At 44.2% G+C, this 15963-nt stretch carries 14 protein-coding genes; 8 read left to right on the forward strand and 6 right to left on the reverse strand.

The window, feature by feature from the left end:
- Window positions 1-18: 18 nt before the first annotated feature.
- Window positions 19-354, reverse strand: coding sequence for a helix-turn-helix domain-containing protein (locus tag FKN88_RS01375; RefSeq protein WP_306687128.1), 336 nt, complete (start codon window positions 352-354; stop codon window positions 19-21).
- A 199-nt stretch (window positions 355-553) separates the two neighbouring features.
- On the opposite strand from FKN88_RS01375, the gene FKN88_RS01380 reads away from it, so the two are divergent.
- The gene (locus tag FKN88_RS01380) at window positions 554-775 is read left to right on the forward strand and encodes a hypothetical protein (protein ID WP_306687129.1); all 222 of its coding nucleotides are present in this window, start codon (window positions 554-556) and stop codon (window positions 773-775) included.
- A gap of 312 nt (window positions 776-1087) precedes the next feature.
- Here the strand turns inward: FKN88_RS01380 and rplY are convergent, their stop codons facing one another.
- Entirely contained in the window at window positions 1088-1366 is a 279-nt protein-coding gene (rplY, locus tag FKN88_RS01385; RefSeq protein WP_154168340.1) for a 50S ribosomal protein L25, read from the reverse strand.
- 179 nt (window positions 1367-1545) lie between these two features.
- Window positions 1546-3285 carry a DEAD/DEAH box helicase gene (locus FKN88_RS01390; RefSeq protein ID WP_306687130.1) on the reverse strand — a complete coding sequence of 580 codons (1740 nt, stop codon included), beginning with the start codon at window positions 3283-3285 and terminating at the stop codon, window positions 1546-1548.
- A gap of 86 nt (window positions 3286-3371) precedes the next feature.
- Here FKN88_RS01390 and rsuA point away from each other — a divergent pair, with 86 nt between their 5' ends.
- The 3 genes from rsuA to FKN88_RS01405 all read left to right on the forward strand — a co-directional run bounded on the left by rsuA (window position 3372) and on the right by FKN88_RS01405 (window position 6120).
- A complete protein-coding gene (gene rsuA, locus FKN88_RS01395) occupies window positions 3372-4067 on the forward strand; it encodes a 16S rRNA pseudouridine(516) synthase RsuA (protein ID WP_154168336.1) in 696 nt (231 codons plus the stop codon).
- A 185-nt stretch (window positions 4068-4252) separates the two neighbouring features.
- Window positions 4253-5461, forward strand: a complete 1209-nt coding sequence (locus FKN88_RS01400) for a Bcr/CflA family multidrug efflux MFS transporter (protein WP_004395386.1) — start codon at window positions 4253-4255, stop codon at window positions 5459-5461.
- Window positions 5461-6120: a DUF2913 family protein gene (locus tag FKN88_RS01405; protein ID WP_187003206.1), complete on the forward strand. Its 660-nt coding sequence runs from the start codon at window positions 5461-5463 to the stop codon at window positions 6118-6120. Before FKN88_RS01400 ends, FKN88_RS01405 begins: the two co-directional genes overlap by 1 nt.
- 205 nt (window positions 6121-6325) lie before the next feature.
- Here the strand turns inward: FKN88_RS01405 and FKN88_RS01410 are convergent, their stop codons facing one another.
- The 3 genes from FKN88_RS01410 to FKN88_RS01420 all read right to left on the reverse strand — a co-directional run bounded on the left by FKN88_RS01410 (window position 6326) and on the right by FKN88_RS01420 (window position 9668).
- The gene (locus tag FKN88_RS01410; RefSeq protein WP_306687131.1) at window positions 6326-7165 is read right to left on the reverse strand and encodes a lipase secretion chaperone; all 840 of its coding nucleotides are present in this window, start codon (window positions 7163-7165) and stop codon (window positions 6326-6328) included.
- A complete protein-coding gene (locus tag FKN88_RS01415; RefSeq protein ID WP_373567166.1) occupies window positions 7165-8079 on the reverse strand; it encodes a lipase family alpha/beta hydrolase in 915 nt (304 codons plus the stop codon). The genes FKN88_RS01410 and FKN88_RS01415 overlap by 1 nt, the downstream gene beginning before the upstream one ends.
- Before the next feature lie 161 nt (window positions 8080-8240).
- The gene (locus FKN88_RS01420; protein WP_306687132.1) at window positions 8241-9668 is read right to left on the reverse strand and encodes a DUF2867 domain-containing protein; all 1428 of its coding nucleotides are present in this window, start codon (window positions 9666-9668) and stop codon (window positions 8241-8243) included.
- Between the two features lie 181 nt (window positions 9669-9849).
- Between FKN88_RS01420 and FKN88_RS01425 the strand changes: the two genes are divergently transcribed.
- The 4 genes from FKN88_RS01425 (at window position 9850) to FKN88_RS01440 (ending at window position 15578) form a co-directional block, all read left to right on the forward strand.
- A complete protein-coding gene (locus FKN88_RS01425) occupies window positions 9850-11226 on the forward strand; it encodes an MATE family efflux transporter (RefSeq protein ID WP_004395381.1) in 1377 nt (458 codons plus the stop codon).
- A 125-nt stretch (window positions 11227-11351) separates the two neighbouring features.
- On the forward strand, window positions 11352-12023 hold the full coding sequence (locus FKN88_RS01430) for an ABC transporter ATP-binding protein (protein ID WP_306687133.1): 672 nt from the start codon (window positions 11352-11354) through the stop codon (window positions 12021-12023).
- On the forward strand, window positions 12004-14463 hold the full coding sequence (locus tag FKN88_RS01435; protein WP_306687134.1) for an ABC transporter permease: 2460 nt from the start codon (window positions 12004-12006) through the stop codon (window positions 14461-14463). The genes FKN88_RS01430 and FKN88_RS01435 overlap by 20 nt, the downstream gene beginning before the upstream one ends.
- Window positions 14460-15578 (forward strand): lipocalin-like domain-containing protein, encoded by a 1119-nt coding sequence (locus FKN88_RS01440; RefSeq protein WP_306687135.1) that lies wholly within the window; start codon window positions 14460-14462, stop codon window positions 15576-15578. Before FKN88_RS01435 ends, FKN88_RS01440 begins: the two co-directional genes overlap by 4 nt.
- The last annotated feature ends 385 nt before the right edge of the window (window positions 15579-15963 follow it).

Consider the following 15963-nt stretch of genomic DNA (forward strand, 5'->3'; position numbering starts at 1 on the left):
GTGATGCGTAACGCTGATTTATTTTGATTTGTTTTGGTTTATGTCGGCATGGAGGCTGAAAAATAGATCAATCATTAATCGCCTAGTTCTCTTTGGTAGCAGTCGAGATAAAGCAAGCAAATCAACATTACTTACATCGTCATAATCGAGCTTGTCTAAAACCAAATCGAGTTCGCTCAAGTTCAGCGACCGCAAAATTGATTCGTATTGACTCAGCTTGATATCGGTCTTGCCTTGCTCGATTCTCTGGTAAGTTTTCTTGCTCATCCCGCAAGAGTTTGCCATCTCTTCTTGCGTAAATCCTGCTCGTTCTCGTCTACTTCTGATCGCTGCTGCTAGTCGTTCTCGTGACATCCAGCACACGGAAAAGGACTATTTTGTCCCTTATTTGATTCAAATAGGACCATTTTGGGTTTCACTATTGATGGTTGATGAATAAATGATGAAAATGCGTGCGAAAATATGAAGCTAGTCCCGCAATAAAAGCCGCTATAGTGATAATTATAGCAATAAAAGGAGAGCTAGCAGTACTACGTTAGGCTAGAGGTAAAAAATGCTTAAGAAAAATATTGAACTCGATGATATCGAGAATGGCTTAAAACACGTCAGCGACATGGCTTCGGAGTTATACGCTGAGCTAGTTGACCTCGGATTAAATGAGGCAGCAAAGAAGGCTGAACGATTGGCATACATGTCGTGGATGATAACAAAGTTTGATTGTAAAGCAGATAAACAAGAGAGTAGTGCGGTTATTAACGCTATCAAGCACGGCTAATTCTCTGACATAAAATAGTGACAAAAATTAGCTTAGGCACCTATTACGGGTGCCTTTGCGCGTAAAGCAGCAGTTCAAAAACTACTGTATAATACCACCTTAATACCACCCTAATTACACCCACAAACCACTCAAGTATTATAAGTGCATGTAATTTATAGTTAAAATGGCTTTTTGTGGCCTATAAAACGGTGAAACCCCGATGTTGGTAGCATCGGGGTTTCTAATTTTTAGATGGTTTGGATGGTAAGGCCAAAAAATCTTATTTATGCAAAAGGTTGGATTTTATCCAACAAATTCCTTGGTAGGGAATTAGATACGGATGAAGTCCATGTGCTCAACTTTTGGCTTGAACACGTGACGTTGAACGTCTTGAGGCTTAACTTTAACTTCAGCACCGTCGATAACTAGAGTAATCGCTTCGTAGAACTCTGGCTTATCCATTTGGTTGATGATGTCATCGTGTTTTAGAGCGATAGATACTGGCGCTGCTTCACCACCGTAAACGATAGCTGGGAATAGACCAGTGTGACGTAGGCGGCGGCTCGCACCTTTACCTAGTTCAGTACGCACTACTGCATTGAATTTCATAGTATTTACTCTCAAATTAGTAAAAAAATAATAAGTGTGACAGCATCAATGCGACCTTGTGCTGTCGTAGCGCTTCGTTAGCGATAATAATCACTCTCAAAACGAGCGCGGATACTAACATTCTACGTTAGGATGAGCAATAAAAATGATGGCTTCATACTAGGCAATCCCCAGCATGGTTAATCACTGAGCTCATCGGCAAAAATTTTATCCCTCAGTGCCCAAAATCGGCCATTTTTTCGTGCGATAACGAATTGTGGTGGTCGAAAACGGTGCTGATGATCGACGACTTTACTCGGTGATGCGGCGTCAAATGCTCGATGTTTATCGGCCAGATGGGGGCGAACGAAACGCTGTTTAAAGATAGCTTTTTGTTTTGGGGTTGTGAGTGACCAAAACTCGTGCACTTGGGCGTTATTCTCACCAAGATAAGTCACTCGAAGATGGTTTTTTCCTTTGCTATCTTTATGAACGCTGAATGTCATGGTGAGACACTCAAACACTAAGGCATCTTTTAAGCTTAATGCCTCTTTAAGCTTTTTATCCGGATCCACTAGCGTCGCTTGGCATTCGTGACAAATTCGCGCGGCGATGTCGTTATCGGCTCCGCATTGATTGCAATATTTGGCACGAAAACGGTAGCCGCAATGTTCGCGCTCTGCAGTCTCTTTATCTTCAAAATAGCCTTGGCATCGCCGCCCATAGTGTTCGAGAAGAAAGCCGTTCGCATCCAGTTTGCCCCAAAAGTTATTATTAAAGCCGCAAGCAGGACAAGGAATAGTAATGATTTCACTATTAGAGTCGGGTTTCGGGTCGCCGACTTCGGGTTGATACAGATCATACTGATTACCCGCATAATCAAGCACCAAACATTCGGTTTTTCCCAGAGCGAGACGTAAACCTCGACCGACGATTTGTTGGTATAAACTCACCGACTCGGTGGGCCTTAGAATAGCAATCAAATCGACATGTGGAGCATCAAAGCCGGTGGTTAATACTGAGACATTGACCAAAAATTTGATCTCTTGCTGTTTAAAACGTTGGATGATCCGATCGCGATCTTGTGATGATGTATCGCCAATCACTAAGGCGGATTGTTGTTCAGGCAGTAAACTAAGGATCTCTTGGGCGTGACGAACCGTAGCCGCAAAAATCATTACCCCTTGCTTGTTGTGCGCTAACTGAATAATTTGTTGAACGATTTGTGGTGTTGCGCGTTTGGATTGCTCGATAACCAGATCGAGTTCAGATTCTTTGTATCGTCCGCTAGTCGTTGGGCTTAACTGAGAGAAATCGTAGCTGAGGATAGGCGCATCAATCAGACGCGCTGGAGTTAAGAAACCTTCATCCAATAAGTAGTGGATCGGTAATTCAAAAATGCAATCTTTGAAAAAACGTGGCTCTTCACTGCGCACGAGCCCACGAGTGTGGTACTGATAGATCCATCCCATGCCTAGTCGATAAGGGGTTGCGGTTAAACCGAGCACCTTCATCTTTGGGTTGAGGGTCAATAAGTGGCTAATGACTTTTTGATAGCTGCTGTCTTTATCATCGGGGACTCGATGACATTCATCAATCACTAATAACGAAAATGGCTGTTGAAAAGTCGATAAATTTCGTACCACAGACTGCACGGAAGCAAACACCACCGCATGTTCGCTCTCTTTTCGTCCTAGTCCGGCCGAAAATATGCCACCAGTGAGCCCATAGCCTTCATATTTGGCATGGTTTTGTTCCACCAGTTCTTTAACATGGGCAAGAACTAATACTCGCCCTTTAGCTAAACGTGCTAATTCAGCAATTACTAAGCTTTTTCCTGCACCGGTAGGGAGGACAATCACCGCAGGGGTACTGTGCTGACGAAAGTAATGAATCACGGCTTTGACTGAATCCGCTTGATAAGGTCGTAAGGTATACATAAAGGCAAGGGATTAATTATGTGAAATAGTTCAACTATTTTGAGTGAGGCTTGTATAATACCTGACTTCAAGCAGATGAGGTATTCATGCGTTTAGATAAATTTTTGTGTGATGCGCTCGGCACCACACGTAAAGAGTCAACTCAACTTTTAAAAAGTGGCGATGTAACGGTCGATGGTATTGTTCGTAAAAGTGGTTCATGTCAAGTTACCGAGTTATCCCAGGTTGAGTGGCAAGGCAGAGCGCTGACCTTAAGTGGCCCTCGTTATATTATGCTGCATAAACCTCAAGGTTATGTTTGTTCTCATGAAGACAGCTTCAACCAAACGGCATTTGTATTATTGGATGAGGCTAACCAACGGGACTTGCATTTTGCTGGGCGCTTGGACGTTGATACGACAGGGCTCGTGTTAATCACTGATGATGGGCAGTGGTCACATCGAGTGACTTCACCTAAACACCACTGTGAAAAAACCTACCGTGTCTGGCTCGCGGATCCTATTACCGCCGAGTATACTGAGCAGTTCGCGAAGGGAATTGAGTTACGCGGTGAGCGAGATCTAACCCGACCTGCTCAGCTAGAAATCATAGATCAACAACAGGTTTTGTTGACCATTCACGAAGGTAAATATCATCAAGTTAAGCGCATGTTTGCTGCCCTTGGTAATAAGGTGGTTGGGTTACATCGTGAACGTGTGGGCGATATTGTTTTGGACCCTGGCCTTGAGCCGGGAGAATCTCGTTATTTGACCGAATCGGAAATCGCTTCTGTCTGGAACTGATCGCTCAACCTTAGGAAACACGGCCATCGAGTTTCCTTATATTTGAACATACCATCGGCTTCGTAGCGAACGCTTATGCTAAGCCCTCGGAATAAAGAAATGGGTTGCTGATCGGCAACATCAGCGATTGAGTCGATAGGCTATCGACCAGAGTTAAATCATATTCATTGATAAAACGGAGACTTATGACTTCCAATACTGCCCCCGCTAAATATGATGCTTCTAGCCTTGGCTTTTTGCTGTTTATTGTGTTGGGCGCTATCGGGGCGTTAACCCCACTCGCTATCGACATGTATTTACCTGCAATGCCCGCTATCGCGAAAGATTTAGGTACTACTGCCGGTTCCGTGCAATTAACGTTAACGGCTTATACTGCAGGTTTTGCGATTGGACAATTATTGCACGGCCCGTTAGCGGACAGTTATGGTCGTCGTCCGGTGATGTTGTCAGGGGTGTTTTTATTTGCGGTGGCTTCGGTTTTTAGTGCCACGACACATGGTATCGAGGCATTAACTTATATTCGTGCCGCTCAAGGGTTTGCAGGCGCAGCTGCCGCGGTAGTGATTCAGGCGGTTGTGCGCGATATGTTTGATCGAGAAGACTTTGCTCGTGCAATGTCTTTTGTCACCTTAGTGGTTACACTCGCGCCGTTAGTTGCGCCATTGATTGGTGGGCATTTAGCCGTTTGGTTTGGTTGGCGTTCCATTTTTTGGGTGTTGGCTATCTTTGCTGTGGTCGTGATGGCGATGGTACTTTGGAAAGTGCCTGAGACACTGGCAATAGAAAATCGTCAACCATTGCGATTTATGAACACCATGAAAAACTATGCGCAATTATGCCGTAATGGTCAGGCGATGGGGCTGATTTTCGCTGGAGCTTTTTCATTTTCGGGAATGTTTGCCTTTTTGACCGCAGGATCTTTTGTTTATATTGACATTTATGGTGTGACACCAAACCAGTTTGGTTATCTGTTTGCGCTCAATATTATTGCGATGATCGCGATGACCAGCATTAATGGTCGATTTGTGCGACGCGTTGGTTCGCATGCCATGTTGCGCTTTGGATTATTTATTCAGTTATTGGCGGGCGTTGGTTTATTTGTCGGTTGGGCTCTTGATTGGGGATTATGGGGAACCGTTCCTTTTGTGGTGTTGTTTATTGGCACCATTTCAACCATTGGCAGTAATGCGATGGGGCTATTATTGAGCGGTTATCCTCGAATCGCTGGTACGGCTTCTTCTTTGTCCGGTACATTGCGCTTTGGTACCGGCTCGGTGATTGGTGCCGTGGTTGCCTCAATGCCAAGCGATGTGACTTGGCCAATGATTTTAGTGATGTCAGCATGTTCCGTGCTGTCAGCGGGTTTTTATTGGACATTGGGAAGAAACGCATAGTGGCGAAGTATTATTTAGAAATTCAGAAGCTGGTGAACAGCGCTTTAGAAGAGTTAGCGCAAGAACACGCTGCTGGAAAGTTGGCGAATGCTCCCGTGGCAAATAATCATTTTTTAGTACATTGGGTGACCAAATCTTTAAAAAGTCAGCGTTTTGACCGCTGTGTACGCGATGATTTAACCGTTTGGCAAAAAGCGGGGCGCTCGAAGGGGAATCAATCAGGACTATGGTTGCAATTTCGACGTATTTCGGCGTATTACGCCCAGTTTTTCAATGAGCATGCCGATAATCACTTAACGGATAAGAAAATAGACGCCTTTTTGGACGAAATGGAACAAGCTGGATGGGAAGTCTCAACCTCTGAACCATTAGTGGATTGTGGTAAAGTACAAATATTTATCGAAGGGCAAAACTCTTTCGCGCTTTGCTCAAGGCAGTGTGATGACTGTTTTGATGGCGAAGCCTTGATAAAACCGATGAACTGGTTTGTGCGTGGTCACCATGCCGGATTTGTCGAGAAAGCAGCGGCAGCAGGGTTTATGCTTCATAAACGTACTGATTACAAATCGAACGTCAAATACCATGGCGAATATGTGATTTTTCCAGATAATCAAGGGACCCAATTAGCGGAAATTCCCCTTTCTTTTCAAGCCTCTTAATTTTACCGTTTTAGCCTAAATCAGAGCGACGATTTATCGTGGCTCTGATAAATATAAAAGTAACGTTTCCTCTTTGAATCTACATCAGTTGTTGATGATGTTTGCTCACGTTAATCCAATAATTATTCCCCGCAATGGGGGAGTGACTTATCCGATCTCTTACTTATACTATCTTATTGACCAAAGCGCTTATTGAGCACAATGCTTATTGATCAAAGTGAATGCGTTCTAAACTTTGTACACGTCGTAAATCTTGTTCGGAAAACGTGCGACGACGTAGCTCGTCTAACTGTGTTTGTTGCTGATCAGGATGATCGGCTAAACGTTTAACAATTACTTTTCTTTGCTCAACATAATGCTGCCACTGTTGATCAAACTGCTGTCTTGATTGCCCAAGGTGATTAAGACGTTGAATGGTTTCTTCATCTACCCATTCTTTTAAAGCTAGGTAGTGGTCTTGTGGATCTTGCTCATCTAATGTGAGAACCGCTTTTAATAAACGATCATTGTGTTCATTACGTTGTATGTAATCCGGTTGTTGGTTGATCTGCTCATCCCATAAGCGTTGCGCTTTTTGTTGTGGATAGATTTCAAACAGTTTTTGTTTATCAATCGCGAGCTGACGAATACGATTTTCTTCAGTAAATAAAGATTGCTGATCGGTAGAAAAATGAACGCCTTGAAGATGAACGATTTTGTCATGCAGACGTTGCCAATCTGCAGCGAGTCCGTTCAGTGATGAAAAGCTTAACTTATCGAGAGCGTGGTGATAGTCGATTAATTGATGAAACAAAGGCTCATCAAAGCTGATTTTCTCATCAATATAATGCGCAAGTTGTTGTTTTAATAAGTTAACATCGATCTGATCCATTTCTGATACCAGATAATTCAAGAAATCGCGAGGGGAGGAAAGATCAACGTCACTTTTCAGTACACTCGGTGGTTGTGTGGTCACGGGTTGATCATCAGGCAACCATATTAGTGACAATGTCACTATCAATACTCCGAGTGCTAGGGCAGCCATCATGGGTTTATAACGCATCATTACAGTCCAAGTTGTTGCAAACGATTGGCATGTTGACGATAAAGAGTAATGGGTGAAACCTCAAAAAGATGGCGGATGCCTAAAAGCCCATTGACTTCATCGAGATGATTCATTTTATAGTGGGTACCAATGACTTGACCAAGATGGCTACTGCAGACAGAGACTAAGCCATCATTGGGTTCATCAAAAGCAAGGCTTAAAACTCCGATGGGGATATCGGTGGGATCAAGCAAGTTAGTAATGGCCGATGAACCTGTCCAAGAAAAATAATGAACACCATTACTGGCGAGCGCTTCACCTTGCCCACAATAGGTTGTCGGAACGCCTTCTGGATAATGACGATTAAAAGCCAATGAGCCTTCGGTGGTTAAGGTATCGAGCGCAGCTAATGCATCTTGTTCTAGCCCCTTGCCACCGGAGAGTACGTTGATCAAAGTGACAAAACTATTGGTGATTTTGACGGCTAAGGCCTCAGAAATTGAGTCTTCCGGTACGGTATTTCTCACAATATCAGCGACTCGCGATCCCCAGTTAACACCACCAACGCTAGTCACCGAAGCAACCAGATCAGGACGTACTGAAGCGACATAACGAGCGGTTGGACTGCCTTGACTGTGACCGATAAGATTGACTTTCTCTTTACCGGTTAGGGCTAGAATGGTTTCAACTTGCGCCAATAGTTGCTCGCCGCGTACTTCTGAGCGGTTAGCGGCTGCGACTTGCGCAGTAAATACGGTAGCGCCATCTTTGCTGAGTGCATGAGGAATGCCATAGAAGTAATCTATTTTGGCGATACTATCAAAGCCGAAAATGCCATGGACCAGTACTAATGGGTAGCGAGTTTCGGTATAACCACTATTGGCTAATGTTGCTGGGGCATGAAGGGAAAATAGTCCAATACAGAGTATACCTATCCATCGATATATGATGCTCACATTGATATCCTTGTGTTATTTGTTTTAAGTTGGCATTGATAATATCAATGTAAAATAGTGTCAATTCCTTGCACTGTCGAGAGTTTTCGCCGTGATTGTGACGGGGGTAACTCATCCATTGGTTAGTGACACCCACAGATTCATTTTCCGGTTTTTTTCACGATCGCTCTGACCATGCCTTTGAAAATAAATAGGTGGGCAGGCATCATTACAAACCAATAAAGAAGGCCACGAAACCCTTGTGGATGCCACCATGCGGTAATAGTCAGTTCACGTTGCTGACCAAGATCTTTAATGGCAAACTCCAGACGCCCTAAACCAGGCCCTTTCATGCCAAACAGTAACGACAAAAAGTGCGGCGGCTGGCAGCGAATTACCTTCCATGAGTCGATAAAATCGCCGACTTGCAACTCGGTTCCTGGTGGGCTGCGTCGAACCGGTTTTCCTCCACCAAATAACACATCGAGCCATTCACGTGTTCGCCACAACGAATTAGCAAAAAAATAGCCTTGATCGCGCTGGCCCATGGTCTTGACGACTTTCCATAGCTGTTCTGCACTTGCATCGGTGGTTATGGTTGCGCCAGTATGCTTAGGATAAAATCCAAACCCCGGTTGCCAACGTTGCATTGCGCCGGGGTCAAAGCCCCAGACATTACTGCGTACAAAGGTACCCTCTTGTTCGATGGTGGACTTTACCGCATCGTAATAACCAATCATTGTTTGTGGATAACGTTGCTGAAGCGCATCGTTATTGGCAATAAAATCATGGGCAAGGCCATCTAACAATGCGCGTCCGATACTCGACGGAACCGAGGTCACTAATCCAAGCCAGTAAGAGGCCATTCGAGGGGTGAGTAAACCAGTAGACCAAAGCCGAAAGGGTTTATTGGCTAATCGGCAAATCACTTCAAATTGTTCACGGTAGGTGAGGGTATCGGGGCCACCCGCTTCAAATTGTTGATGTTGTTCGGGAGTTTCCTTAGCAAGCGCTAACAGATAATGGTTAAGATTAGCTAAAGCAATCGGGTTGGCTTTTGAATCGACCCATCGCGGTGTGATCAGAATGGGTAAATTATAAACAAAATCGCGCATGATCTCGAAAGCCGCTGAGCCAGGGCCGATGATCACTCCTGCTCTTAATTCGGTTACGGGAACTTGGCTTTGACGTAAAATTTCGCCAGTTTTTTGTCGAGCGGCTAAATGGTCAGAATGGCCGGATGGTGGTTGTAAAGCACTAAGATAAATGACGTGTTTGACTTGGCTGTGTTGTAAAGCTTCGCGCATGTTATTCGCTAGGGATAATTCGTAGTCGATAAAATCGCCGCCTTGGGCCATGCCGTGCACTAAAAAGTAGACTAAGTCCGCTTGTTTGACCCAATGACAAGTCTGCTGTTGATCGGCTAAATCAAGGTAAATAATGGTCAGATTTTTATGTTTAGGGGTGCGATCGGTAAAATAATCGACTTGCCGAGCCGCCGCGGTGACTTGATAACCTTGTTCAAGTAATAAAGGGATAAGCTGAGAGCCGACGTAACCTGAAGCACCTAATACTAATACTTTTTTCATTTTTATTCCTTGGGATAGGCTAAGGCTTGAGCGTATAATCTTCAGCCACTATTCAGCCTTCTAACTTGACGTTGTAGCGATATCATTTGGTCCAGTAATCTCGATTAAACGGACCGCCGATTGATATTGATGCGACTCAATATGTCTTTTTCTGGTTAATGTTTGCCATTGAGGTGCTCCGTTGTCCGTTGTTTCACAAGTGATATATTACACCAAAGGTGACTTTTTGCGCCGCTTGATAGCGATTGCTTTGCCGATTACTTTACAAAGCATCATGTTTTCTAGCCGCGGGCTAGTGGATGTGTTGATGCTGGGACAGCTCGGTGAGGCAGAAATTGCGGCGGTTGGTGTGGCGGCAAGAGCTACGTTCGTGACCACAATTATGCTCGTGGGAGTAACGACAGGTGGAGCACTCTTAACCGCTCAATATTGGGGAGCAGCGAATAAACAGGGGGTGAGAGAAAGTACCGCCTTAACTTGGTTGGTGTCGATGTTGTTTGCGGTATTAACGGTGGGTTTATTTTTATTTTTTCCACAACAAATTATGGCATTGACCACCGATTCGGCGCTCGTTAATCAACTGGGCAGTCAATATCTCGTTATTACCTCTTTTAGTATGTTAGCGGTTGCCTGTGTCAGTAGTATGGCGGTCGGCCTACGTGCGATGCATAAGCCAGGCATTAGTACTTTTTTCAGTGGTATTGGGATTTTGGCTAACGTATTTTTGAACTGGGTGCTAATCTTCGGCAAATTAGGCTTTCCAGCACTCGGTATTCAAGGCGCAGCGATTGCAACGTTACTCAGTGGTTTTCTTGAAGTGGGCTGTTTGTATGGTTACTTATATTGGAAAAAGCATCTATTAGCTTTTGGATTACTTGATGTAAAAGCGGTCATGGTCTGGCAAACCATTGAACGATTTTTACGCTTATCACTCCCGACGACATTTAACTTTTTAGCATGGGCTGGAGGGTTATTTGTTTACCACGCCATCATGGGCCAAAGTGGAGTGCAGGGGCTGGCTGCCTTATCCGTCATGACGCCTGTTGAATCGATTTCTTTGAGTTTTTTAATTGGTATGTCTAATGCGGCCGCGGTACTGATCGGCAATCAGTTAGGCGCTAAGCAGTATGATGCGGTTTATTACCAAGCCATTGGTGTTACGGTGCTGAGCCTACTGTCTGGGATACTGGTTGCTATGGTTCTGTTTATTGTGCAGATCCCTATCTTAAATGCGTTTAGTGCTCTGACCGCAGAAACTCGTCAGTTAGCAGAAAAATTCATTGTGATTTTAAGCCTTGGCATTGTCTTGCGTTCCGTACCCATGACAGTGATTGTCGGAGTCCTTCGTGCTGGAGGCGATGTCAAATTTTGTCTTGGACAAGATGTGGTTGCGCAGTGGATTATCGGTATCCCTCTGGCGGCGATTGCCGCTATCTATTTTAACGTTAAACCTGAGTGGATTTATTTGTTGTTTTTAGTCGAAGAATTGATCAAATGGGTCGGCTCATTATGGCGAATGATCAGTAAAAAATGGATGCGGAATTTGATCGGAAACTAGACACATAACAACAAGTTGGTGCAATTGTGTTCATATTCTGTGATCTACAGCCAAAATACTTCCTACCCGAAGGGATTTAGTGTAGATTCTCAATCCTAATTTTAAGCAATGGTGTGAGCGGTTTAATGTTACAGCTGATAGACCTGAGCAAAGGTTTTGTGGATGGTGATGAGTTCCACCCTGTGTTACAAGGTGCAGAGTTGACGTTAAATCAAGGTGATCAGTTGGCATTAATGGGTGAGAGTGGCTCTGGCAAAAGCACCTTACTCAATTTGATCGCTGGTTTAGATAGTGTTGATTCGGGGGAGATTTGGTTTCCCGGCTTTGCGATGCACAGTACATCAGAGCATAAACGCACCGCCTTTCGGCGTAATAACATTGGTCATATATTCCAACAGTTTAACCTGTTGCCGACCTTAAATGTCGCCGATAATATCCGCTTCTGTCGGCAACTTAAAGGTTTATCCGAAGACCAAGGTTTATTGAGACAAATTCTCTCCTCATTAGATTTAATGCCGCTTTTAGGTCGTTATCCTGAAGAAGTATCGGGCGGTCAACAGCAACGAGCGGCAATTGCTCGTGCTTTGTATATGGAACCCAAAATCCTTCTAGCGGATGAGCCAACCGGTAGCCTTGATGAACGCAATGCTGAAGCAGTGATGCGCTTACTGACTTCATTGAGTCGTCAGTTACAATGTACCTTATTGTTAGTCACTCACAGTGAAAAAGTGGCGCAGCACATGGAAGGTTGTATTCGCTTACAAGGAGGAAGGTTGCATGTTATTGCCCGTAGTTAAAGCGTTACTTGGGCATTATCGTCGCTACCCGTTACAAATTTTTCTCGTCTGGCTGGGTTTAACACTCAGTGTTTCTTTATTAGTTGGTGTGACGGCGATTAATCATCATGCGAAACAAAGCTATCAGCATGGTGAAAAACTGTTTGCCAATCCTCTTCCTTATCGCATTCGACCAAAACATATTGCTAATAAAATTCCTCAAGGTTTTTACGTTCAGTTACGTCGAGAAGGGTTCCATCAATGTGTGCCTATTGATCATTATCGCTTAACCACGACAACTGGCACGGAGTTTTCGCTTTTAGGGATTGACCCAGTAGCGATGCTCCCCCTTAATAATCGTCAGTCATTCAATGAAATTAGTACGTTAGCCTTATTTAAATCGCCACATCCGATTTTAGTCAGTGATGGCTTTGCAACGTTACAAGGTTGGAATAATGGCGACTACATTCCATTACAAGATGGCAGCCTGCTTGGCCCACTATTGATTGATACCAATGGGTTGATTCATGGTACACGAGTCGTTGCCGACCTTTCATTGGTGCGCAGTATTCGTCAAAGCTCTGGGTTATCGGTGATTGCTTGCGGTGATATGCCGAAAGAGAAATTGCAAAGATTAACCGATAGTTTACCCAGTGGAATGGCGTTAGTACGCACCACGCGTAGTGAGTTAGAGTCACTCACCCAAGCTTTTCATATGAACTTAACCGCACTGGGTATGCTGTCTTTTTTAGTCGGTATGTTTATTTTCTATCAAGCCATGTCGTTATCGTTAATTCAGCGTCAGCCATTAGTGGGGATCTTGCGACAAACTGGAGTTTCTGGTTGGCAATTAGCGCAAGCGTTATCGATAGAATTGATCGGTTTGATTTTAATCAGTTGGGCCTGTGGTAACGTTTTGGGGTTAGTTTTGGCCAACCAATTATTGCCCTCGGTATCTGCTAGCTTAAGCAATTTGTATGATGCAAACGTAGGACTTTCCGTTGGGTGGAGCTGGCGCTGGAGTAGCTATAGTTTACTGATGGCTACTTGCGCTGCATTAGCGTCTTGTGCTTGGCCGTTAATTCGTCTGCTCAAGTCTCAACCGATCCGGTTAACCACACGTTTGTCGATGGTTCGTTTTGCTGGCTCAGAATTTACCTTTCAAGGATTAGTGGCTTGTGGCTTGCTCGTCTCAGCCATCGCGATTTATCAAGCACCGAAAAGTCAAACCTCTGGATTTGTGATCATTACCTTAATGCTCCTCAGTGCGGCGTTGTTAACACCTTATTTTATTTGGAAACTGTTTGTCAGTTTTTCTTATACTTTACGTGGCGTAAAAATACGTTGGTTTTTTGCGGATGCGGCTGCCAGCATGAGTTATCGAGGCGTTGCGACCATGGCGTTTATGTTGGCGATGACGGCGAATATTGGTGTAGAAACCATGGTCGGCAGTTTTAGAGACACCACGGATAAATGGTTGAATCAACGATTAGCTGCGGATATTTATCTTTATCCAACCAATAGTTCTGCAGCACGGATGACACAATGGCTGACTCAACAACCTGAAGTGCAAGAAGTCTGGCATCGTTGGGAAAAAGATCTCGCCAGTGACAAAGGTATGATCCAAATGGTGAGTACAGGCGATTCTGAAGGTGAGCGGCAATCATTAACCATTAAAGTCGGTGTTCCGGATTATTGGTATCTTCTTCATCAATCTCGCAGTGTAATGATTAGCGAATCAATGGCGTTACGGCTTGGTATTCGTCCGGGTGACTATATCGATTTATCGATGCCTTTAGGACAACATTGGTTAGTGGTCGGGGTGTATTATGATTATGGTAATCCCTACCATCAAGTCATGATGTCTCACCAAAGTTGGTTGCACGGTTTTATGAGTAGCGGCAATGTCTCTTTAGCGGTGACGCTTAACGCTGATCAGGTAACGGAGGGGGAAGCATTATTGAAACGCTTAAATAGTGTCTTTCGTCTTAATTCTGAGCGTGTATTTGATAACCGTTCTATTCATCATCAAGCCATGCAGGTATTTGATCGCACGTTTGCTATCGCTGATAGCTTAAGTAACATTACGCTGTTTATTGCTGTGTGTGGGATATTCTTTGCAACCTTAGCGGGAGAGGTCTCTCGTCAGCGGCATATCTCCCTTTTGCGTTGTTTGGGTGTATCAGGTAAAGAGTTAGTGGTGATTGGTGCGTTACAGCTATTGGTTTTCGGGTTGATTTCCTTATTGATTGCCTTGCCGCTGGGTTTGGCATTAGCAACACTGGTGATTGATGTGGTGATCCGTTACTCATTTGGATGGAGTATTGAGTTGCAACTGATGCCAGCCGCTTATGCAAAAACGGCTATGTTATCGATGCTGGCACTGATTATTTCTGGGGCGCTTCCTGTGATGCGTTTAGTTCGTCAGTCGGCGATTAAATCATTAAGGGATGCATTATGAGTAATAATATGAATCACAAGCGATGGCTGATAGCGGTTGTTTTGATCGCACTTGGTTTATTGATTGGATTCCTTGTCAGTCATTTTTTGACCTTATCGGCTGACCGTTTGTCATCGGTGACTCATTCCATCGATGAGCAACAGGTTTTTGCTTTTCCCTCTGCCGATAATCCCGTTCGTTTGCCACAAGATTTTGCTTTGCATCCCCAGTATCAACATGAATGGTGGCATGTTTTCGCTAATGTACAAGATGAACAGGGGCAAGAATACGGGATAGTATGGAATTTCTTTAAGTTGGCGAACGATTCCGAGCAAGGCGTCGGCTGGCAAAATTCGCAACTATTTTTATCGCATGTTGCGGTGGCGAATGCTTATCAAGTTTGGAAAGAGCAACGTATTGCCCGAGGGGGGATTGGTCAAGCCGATGTGACAACACCGCCATTTCGGATGTGGATCGATAACTGGCATTGGCGATCATTAAGTGCGGGGCCATTGCCGAGTCAGTTAGATATTGCCACCGATAACTTTCAGTTGGCGATGCATATGACACCTAAAGGTCCTTATATCTTACCGGGCGAACAAGGGTTTCAGCGGCGACAAAATCATCATTCATCACTGGCTTCTTACTCGGTATATGCGCCATTTGTCTCGATTCAAGGTACATTACGTTTAACGCCTTATACACAACCGATAGCCGTACGTGGTCAGGCATGGATAAGTAAAGAGTGGGGCAGCCGACTGATAGGCCAAGATCAGCAAGGTTTAGATTGGTTTGTACTGCACCTTGATCAACAGCGAACGTTGAGTGTCACTCGACATCGTTATCTGCATCAAAGACCTCATATTTATGGCACCTTGGCGAGTAAAGATGGAAAGGTGACTCATTTGACTGAGCAAGAAATCAAGATGATACCACTGCCATCCGTCAAACTTGCCAATGGCAAAACGTTACCTTTGCAATGGCAGGTCGTGATCGCTAAAGAAAATATCGATATTACCTTGAGTCCACTGAATCCTAATCTGTGGTTAGACTTCACCCAGCCTTATTGGCAAGGGCCCATTCATTCTCAAGGCTCGCATTCTGTCCGCGGTTTTATGCAGCTGACGGGCTATTAGTTTGATTTTTGTCTGTGTATTTTGGCCTAACCCTTCAGGCAGCGTTGGTGGCTCCTTTCTGCCGCGTTATCGGCTTATCAGGTAGCGTTACTACATTCCAACGCTTATGCCTTGTATAAAAAATAAAAAACCACTAACTGCTGTAAAAATCAGCTCGAAAGGTTAACAGACCCTAGCTCATGCCTTTTATTGTGTTCAACGTTTAAGCGTATGACGACTCAATAGTTGATTTATCTCCCCATCTTCTATTTTTACCTCATGTTTACGGTACAAGCATGGCTGTTCATTTTATCGTGTCTTGACTTATTTCGAATTCTGAATTCCTTTCTTTAAAATCAATATTATCATTTTAACTATTTGATAAGTTTTATTTTTATAAATGATC

Origin of the sequence: Vibrio sp. 2017_1457_13 (assembly GCF_030851525.1) — a bacterium.
Classification (GTDB): Bacteria; Pseudomonadota; Gammaproteobacteria; order Enterobacterales; family Vibrionaceae; genus Vibrio; species Vibrio metschnikovii.